Annotated in this window: 8 protein-coding genes; 1 reads left to right on the forward strand and 7 read right to left on the reverse strand. The window is 62.1% G+C overall.

Annotation, left to right across the window (positions count from 1 at the left end; translation table 11 throughout):
* Window positions 1-148: 148 nt before the first annotated feature.
* A complete protein-coding gene (locus WBB95_RS09680; RefSeq protein WP_424487382.1) occupies window positions 149-406 on the reverse strand; it encodes a hypothetical protein in 258 nt (85 codons plus the stop codon).
* A gap of 109 nt (window positions 407-515) precedes the next feature.
* Between WBB95_RS09680 and WBB95_RS09685 the strand changes: the two genes are divergently transcribed.
* The gene (locus tag WBB95_RS09685) at window positions 516-869 is read left to right on the forward strand and encodes a hypothetical protein (protein WP_424487383.1); all 354 of its coding nucleotides are present in this window, start codon (window positions 516-518) and stop codon (window positions 867-869) included.
* Window positions 870-1,022: 153 nt separating this feature from the next.
* On the opposite strand, the gene WBB95_RS09690 is transcribed toward WBB95_RS09685, so the two are convergent.
* The 6 genes from WBB95_RS09690 to modA all read right to left on the reverse strand — a co-directional run.
* Window positions 1,023-1,727, reverse strand: a complete 705-nt coding sequence (locus tag WBB95_RS09690) for a YoaK family protein (protein ID WP_424487384.1) — start codon at window positions 1,725-1,727, stop codon at window positions 1,023-1,025.
* A 69-nt stretch (window positions 1,728-1,796) separates the two neighbouring features.
* The gene (locus WBB95_RS09695) at window positions 1,797-3,431 is read right to left on the reverse strand and encodes an ABC-F family ATP-binding cassette domain-containing protein (protein ID WP_424487385.1); all 1,635 of its coding nucleotides are present in this window, start codon (window positions 3,429-3,431) and stop codon (window positions 1,797-1,799) included.
* A gap of 124 nt (window positions 3,432-3,555) precedes the next feature.
* Entirely contained in the window at window positions 3,556-4,605 is a 1,050-nt protein-coding gene (locus WBB95_RS09700) for a DNA topoisomerase IB (protein ID WP_424487386.1), read from the reverse strand.
* 83 nt (window positions 4,606-4,688) lie between these two features.
* Entirely contained in the window at window positions 4,689-5,768 is a 1,080-nt protein-coding gene (gene modC, locus WBB95_RS09705) for a molybdenum ABC transporter ATP-binding protein (protein WP_424487387.1), read from the reverse strand.
* 5 nt (window positions 5,769-5,773) lie between these two features.
* On the reverse strand, window positions 5,774-6,454 hold the full coding sequence (modB, locus tag WBB95_RS09710) for a molybdate ABC transporter permease subunit (protein WP_424487388.1): 681 nt from the start codon (window positions 6,452-6,454) through the stop codon (window positions 5,774-5,776).
* The coding region (modA, locus tag WBB95_RS09715; RefSeq protein WP_424487389.1) for a molybdate ABC transporter substrate-binding protein at window positions 6,455-7,119 on the reverse strand (665 nt) is incomplete at its 5' end. It abuts the gene before it with no gap.

Here is a 7,119-nt window from a genome sequence, read left to right on the forward strand (position 1 = left end):
AACGGATATACACCCAAACCAAAAGACCAAAAAAAGACAAAAAAAAGACAAAAAAAAGCCCGCGGGAGAGCGGGCTAGAAGGGAGACTTCTTAAAAATGAGCCTGCCGACTATAGGCGGCCCACTCCCCCCTCACAGTGAAACTAAATTCATTCTGCCGCCGGCACCGGCTTCTTTTTGGCTTTCGCCTCAGCCGCCAGACACTCCAGGGCAAACTGCTCGGTGTAGGTCATCTGGATCGGCGTGCTCTCACCCTTCACCGTGCGCTCGCCATCCAGGATGTAGCGCAAGCGTTTGTCGGTGACGCCGATGCGCTTGGCAATCCACGCAGGCGTCTGGCCGATACGGCTGATCAGCTTGTCGGCGTAGTCGGTGGAAGGGTTGTAGCGTTCGGCGTTGGGGGTCATCGGTTTTCCAGGTAGAAGCGAGTTCGTCAGTGGGCGACAGCGTGACGGATTAATCCTTGGGTGTCGCCTGCAAATGGTAAAGTCGCGTTTTTTTCAAGGAAGTGATGGCATGCGGAAAGTAGTCATTGGCGCACTGGTCCTGGCAGCACTGAGCGGTTGCGCAGGCTCGAAAATGAAAGACGCGCGCGCCGGCCAGCCGTACAAGACGCTGGCGTCGGACAAGGCTCCCTTGGTCGTCGCCCAATGCATCCAGTTCGGCTGGCAAGACGAAGCGGTCTTCGGCGTTGACGCAGGCGGCTTCAAAGAGCCGCTCGAAGCCGGCGGTTTCACCGTGTACACCACCGGTGGCGACTACTTTGCCGACGTGCGCAGCGCCGGCGCCGGTTCGACCGTCAAGTACTACGCCGCGCAAGACACCATGCCCGCCATGCGTCGCCAGGCCGCACTCGCGACCTGCCTGTAATCCTTTGCCTTAGTGATATTCGGAAATGCCCGGCGGGACAGCCGCCGGACATTGGCTTATCATTCTCTCCGCTCGCTCGACGTGATGGCTCTTTACCAGTACACGGACGTCGAGGCCGGAACGTCGGGCGGGCCTCTTTTCCTCTTTTCCTCTTTATCGCGGCATGTAGCCCAGGTGCCAGCGCCGCGGAATCTTCAGCGACACCAGCCCCAGCACGGCCGCCAACCCGGCACTGACCAGCAGCGCCTTCAGGCCGAGCTGATGCTCCAGCAGCGCACCGATCACCGCGCCCACAAACATTCCCGCCCATGGGATCAATTGAACTCGCCAGCCATTGCGCCGCTCACCCAGTAGCCAGCGCCCGAGCCCGCGACCAAAGCGTGACAGCGCGCCGGTCACATACGTCAGGCCCACCGGCAAGCCGTTGACCTCTTCCACGGCCGCATTGAGCATGCCCATGGCGATAATCGCCGCCAACAGCGCAGGCAACGTATCGTCGAAAGGCCACAAGGCACCGGCGCACAATAAGGCGGCGATACTCAGCAGCAAGGGCAGTGCATGCCGCCGGGCAACACGGCTGACCACCACGCCGACGGCGTTGCCAACCACAAACATCGCCACCAGCAACAGCAAGCGCCCGGTCAGGCCGAGGTCTCCCGCGCTGATCGCCACGGCCAGGCGCGTAGTGTTACCGCTCATGAACGAGACAAAATCGCCGCTGGCCATAAAGCCAATCGCATCGGTCATGCCGGCGAGCACGGAAAGGCTGGCCACCAGCATCAAGCCGACCCGACCCCGCCAGCGTTGACGATGGGCGAGGGCGGCATTGGCGTAGGGTTTGCGCGACGAAGGCAGCATGGGGCCGGGCTCCTCGGTGAGATTATTCGGCCACTACCGTAGGACGCTTTGATCATGCATGCAATGACCTCAGACACACTCCAGTCGCCAGCCCGTGCACTGCCAGGTCAAGTAATGCGTCGGCCTGATCGCCTGCAGAAAGGCCTCGTCGTGAGACACCGTGATCATGGCCCCGGCAAACCCGGGCAACGCCTGTTCAAACGCGTGCACGGATTCCAGGTCCAGGTGGTTGGTGGGCTCGTCCAGCAACAGCAGTTGCGCCGGTACGCCACGCCATAACGCAATCGCCATCGCGGCTTTCAAACGCTCGCCGCCACTTAACTGGCCGGTGGGTTGCGTGACGCGCAGCGCATCCAGTTGCAGCAAGGCCAGACGCGTGCGCAGTTCGGCTTCGGCCAGCGGCGTATTGAGCAGGTCGAGTTGCTCGATGATCGAGCGCTGGTCATCCAGCAGCGTCAGGTGTTGATCGATATACGCAGCGGGCACGTGCACTGCGCATTTGCCGGTGACGGCCTGCCACTGGCCCGCAAGCACCTTAAGCAAGGTGGATTTGCCGCAACCGTTCGGCCCTCGCACCGCCACACGTACCGGGCCTGCGAGGTTGAGCGTGAGGTAGGTGGAAGGCTCGCGCGGATCGAGCCACGGCAGTTGGGCATTCTCCAGTGTCAGCACGTGCCGGCCATTGGGCAGCGCCGAGGTGGGCAAGGCGAGCAGGGTGGGCGTGTCGTCGACAATGCGTTCGTAGGCCTGTCGCACCTGCGCATCAAGGTGGTTTTTATGCGCGTGGTGGGCGCTGCGGACCGTGCTGACGATCTGTGTAGCGGCGCTTTTCCAACGGGCCTTGGTAAACCGGTCAACGTTGGCGGTTTCTGCCTGCTTGCGGGCGCGGGCGGCATCGCGTTGCAGGCTGTCGTGGTCCTTTTGCAGGCGCTTGCGTTCGCGACTGCGTGTCAGGCGTGCGTGTTCAAGGCTGGCAACAGCGGCGTCGTGCTCAGTGGCGCGTTGCAGGCGATAGGCAGCGTAGTTGCCGCCATACACGCGCGCGCCGAGGGGCGACAGTTCGATGATGCGCGCCAGGGTGTTGAGCAACTGCCGGTCATGGCTGACCACCACCAGGGCGCCGCGCCATTCACTCAATACGCGAAACAGCCATTGACGGCCCTCACTGTCGAGGTGGTTGGTGGGTTCATCCAGGATCAGCACCTCGGGCGCCGCCAGCAGGGCGCCGATCACGGCCACACGCGCCAGTTGGCCGCCACTCAACTGATCGGCCCGCGCATCGAAGCCGAGCGCGTGCAACCCGGCGCCATCCAGCGCTGCACGCAGGCGTTCGGCCAAGTCCCAGCGATCGTCGATCAGGTCGAGGTCGTCGGCATACGCTTCACCACGGGCCATACGCTCCAGCGCGGCCAAGGCCCCAGCCGTGCGGCTGACATGGGCAATGCTGTCACCGGGTTCAGGGGCCACGTCCTGGGCGACGTAGGCCACAGTCGCAGAACATTGCCGCGTACCGGCAGTGGGCGTGAGTACTCCGGCGATCAACTTCGCCAGCACACTTTTGCCACAGCCGTTACGGCCGACAATCCCGGTAGGGGTGTAATCAATGGACAGGGTAAGGTCTTCCAGCACCGTTTCACCGTTGGCGAACTGGAAGGCGACATGGTGCAGGGAAACAAGAGCGGGCAGCCGTTTGACGTCAGTCATCAGCACCTCCAAAAAAATGTCGAACAGGCCAACAAGCGCGCAGGGCGGCTAGTTGCAGGTACATTCTGGAAGGCTTAGTGGTTCACGTCGGCGGTCATCCCGTGAGTCAGAAGGGGCACAAAGGCTAACGCACCTTGGCTTTCTTGGGCAAGTCTGCGGCCAGTTGCTCAAGGAACATTGCCAGGGCGACTTCCTCGGCTTTCAAGCCCTTGCGCACCCGTGGCGTGGGCAATTTGGACAACTCGCCGAGGCTGAAATGCTCCAGCACGGCCGGGTGTATATAGCATTTTCGGCACACCGCCGGGGTGTTGCCCAACTGCTTGGCGACGTCCTTGACCATGGCCACCACGTGGCGCTTGGCATCGGATTCCGGCTGCCATTCCAGCTCGCGCAAAACCGCCAGGGCCAGGGCGGTGCCGGCCCAGGTGCGGTAATCCTTCGCAGTGAAGTCGGCGCCAGTGAGGCTGTGCAGGTATGCGTTCACATCGTGGGAACTGACGGTATGGCGCTCACCGTCTTCGTCCAGGTACTGGAACAGGTTTTGCCCCGGCAACTCCATGCAACGTTTTACCACCGTGGCCAAGCGCCGGTCCTTGACGCTGACCTGATGTTCGACGCCACTCTTGCCGCGAAACTGGAACTGGATCTCGCTACCCTTGATGTCCACATGGCGGTTGCGCAAGGTGGTCAGCCCATAGGATTTATTGTCGCGCGCGTACTGGGTATTGCCGACGCGAATCAGCGTGGCATCCAGCAGCATCACCACGGTGGCCAAGACTTTTTCGCGGGTGAACCCCGGCGCGGCGATCTGCGCCTCCAGTTGCTTGCGCAGCTTGGGCAAGGCCTTGCCGAACGCTTGCAGGCGTGAATACTTGTCGGTGTCGCGCACTTCACGCCAGCGCGCATGGTAGCGGTACTGTTTGCGGCCACGCGCGTCACGGCCGGTGGCTTGCAGGTGGCCGCGCGGGTCGGCGCAGATCCACACATCGGTGTAGGCGGGCGGTACGGCCAGGGCGTTGAGGCGTTTGATTTCATCGGCATCGGTGATGCGCGCGCCTTTGGCGTCGACATACTGGAACGTGCCACGCAGCTTTTTGCGGCGAATGCCAGGCTGGGTGTCGTCTACGTAATGCAGGTCACGGGGCAGGTCAGCGGGCAGCGCAGAGTCGGGCATGGTGCAAGTTCCTTGGCGATCAATCAGGCCGGTATGACTGATTGACCGCAGCGCTCTGCGGTCGTGCCAAAAGGTTTTGCCGCTCAGGCCAGCACGGCCACGGCCTTGATTTGCGCCCATAACGTTTGGCCGGGGTGCAATTGCAACTGATCGCGGGAGAACCGCGTGATGCGCGCGAGCAACGGCGTGCCGCCCGCGTCCAGGCGCACCAGCACGTGGGCGCTGTTATCCGCCGAAATCTCTTGTGTAACCGTCACCGGCAAACGGTTGAGGATGCTGCTGGGTTCCTGCGCCTGCAGGCTGAGGCTCACGTCGCGCGCCTGCACCTTGATACGCAATTGCTTGCCCAGCGCCAAGGGTGCATGGGCGACGCGCATGGTCAAAGCGCTGTCGGGCAACTGCAGGCTGAGCAACTGGTAGTGCGCGTCATAGGCGCTGACCGTGCCATGGATCACCACCCCGGCATCGTCGCCCAGGGCCATGGGCAAATCCAGGCGTGCAAGTGTTTCGCCGATCGGGCCGCTGGCCAGTGCCTGGCCGTCGCTGAGCAACACAATGTGATCGGCCAGGCGCGCCACTTCGTCCTGCGCATGGCTGACGTACAGCACCGGAATATCCAGTTCGTCGTGCAGGCGCTCCAGGTAGGGCAGGATCTCGCTTTTACGCTTGCTGTCGAGGGCCGCCAGCGGTTCATCCATCAACAACAGCCTGGGGCTGGTGAGCAACGCGCGGGCGATGCCGACGCGCTGACGCTCGCCGCCAGACAAATGCTGCGGGTGACGGTCAAGCAGGTGGCCAATTCCCAACAGCTCGGTGGCCTGGGCCATGTCCACACGCCGCTGTTGACGCGCGATGCGTTTGAGGCCGAACTCCAGGTTGGCGCGCACCGACAGATGCGCAAACAGGCTGGCCTCCTGGAACACATAACCCAGCGCGCGTTTATGCGGTGGCACAAACAGCCCGTTGCGGCTGTCTTGCCAGACTTCATCGTTGACCTGAATAAAGCCTTCTTCGGCACGCTCCAGCCCGGCGATGCACCGAAGGCACGTGGTCTTGCCCGAGCCGGAGTGCCCGTACAGCGCGGTGACGCCACGCCCAGGCAGGTGCAGGTCCACGTCCAGGGCAAAGCCCGAGTAATTCAAGTGCAGGCGTACATCAATCATTGCGGTCAGCTCCAGCCCATCTTGGTTTTACGGCTGGAGTACAGCGCCAGCAATACAAGGAAAGCGAACACCACCATGGAGCCGGCCAGCCAATGGGCCTGGGCGTATTCCATGGCTTCAACGTGATCGTAGATCTGCACCGAGACCACCCGGGTTTTGTCCGGGATATTTCCGCCGATCATCAGCACCACGCCGAACTCACCAACGGTGTGCGCAAACCCCAGGATCGATGCGGTAATAAAGCCCGGGCGCGCCAGCGGCAGGATCACCGTGAAGAACGTGTCCCATGGGTTGGCGCGCAAGGTCGCGGCCACTTCCAGCGGGCGCGTGCCAATCGCGGAGAAGGCGTTTTGCAACGGCTGCACCACAAACGGCATGGAATAGATCACCGAGCCAATGACCAACCCGGCGAAGCTGAAGGTGAGGGTGCCCAGGCCCAGCCATTGGGTGAACTGGCCGAAGTAGCCATTGGGGCCCATGGTCAACAGCAGGTAAAAGCCGATCACCGTCGGTGGCAACACCAACGGCAAGGCGACTACTGCCCCAATGGGGCCGCGCCACCACGAACGGGTGCGCGACAGCCACAAGGCAATCGGAGTGCCGATGACCAACAGGATCATGGTCGTCAGGGACGCCAGTTTGATGGTCAGCCAGATAGCGGAAAAATCGGCACTCGACAGCGGCATTTACAGCTCGTAACCGTAGGATTTGATCACGGCAGCGGCTTTTGGCCCTTTCAGGTATTCAACCAGCGCTTTTGCCGCGGCGCTGTCTTTGCCTTTGGTGAGGATCACGGCGTCCTGCTTGATCGGGTCATGCATGGAGGCTGGCACGATCCACGCCGAACCGCTGGTGACTTTGCCGTCTTTGTAGATCTGCGACAGGGCCACAAAACCCAGCTCGGCGTTGCCGGTGGACACGAACTGATAGGCCTGGGTGATGTTCTGGCCTTCAACCAGCTTGTCCTTGACCTTCTCGGTCAAGCCTTCCTTGGCCAGCACTTGGGTGGCGGCCAGGCCGTACGGGGCGGCTTTCGGGTTGGCGATGGACAGGTGTTTGAATTCGTTTTTCTTCAGTACCTCGCCCTTGGCATCCACGTAGCCTTCTTTCGCCGACCACAGCGCCAGCGTGCCGACCGCGTAGGTGAAGCGCGAGCCTTTGACGGTGTCGCCTTCGGTTTCGAGTTTTTGCGGGGTGGTGTCGTCGGCGCTCAGGAACACTTCAAACGGCGCGCCGTTCTTGATCTGCGTGTAGAACTGGCCAGTGGCACCGTAGGCCGCCACCAGCTTGTGGCCAGTGTCTTTTTCAAAGTCAGCGGCGATCGCCTGGATCGGCGCGGTGAAGTTGGCGG

The organism is Pseudomonas sp. (genome assembly GCF_049645325.1).
In the GTDB taxonomy this organism is placed as follows: Bacteria; Pseudomonadota; Gammaproteobacteria; order Pseudomonadales; family Pseudomonadaceae; genus Aquipseudomonas.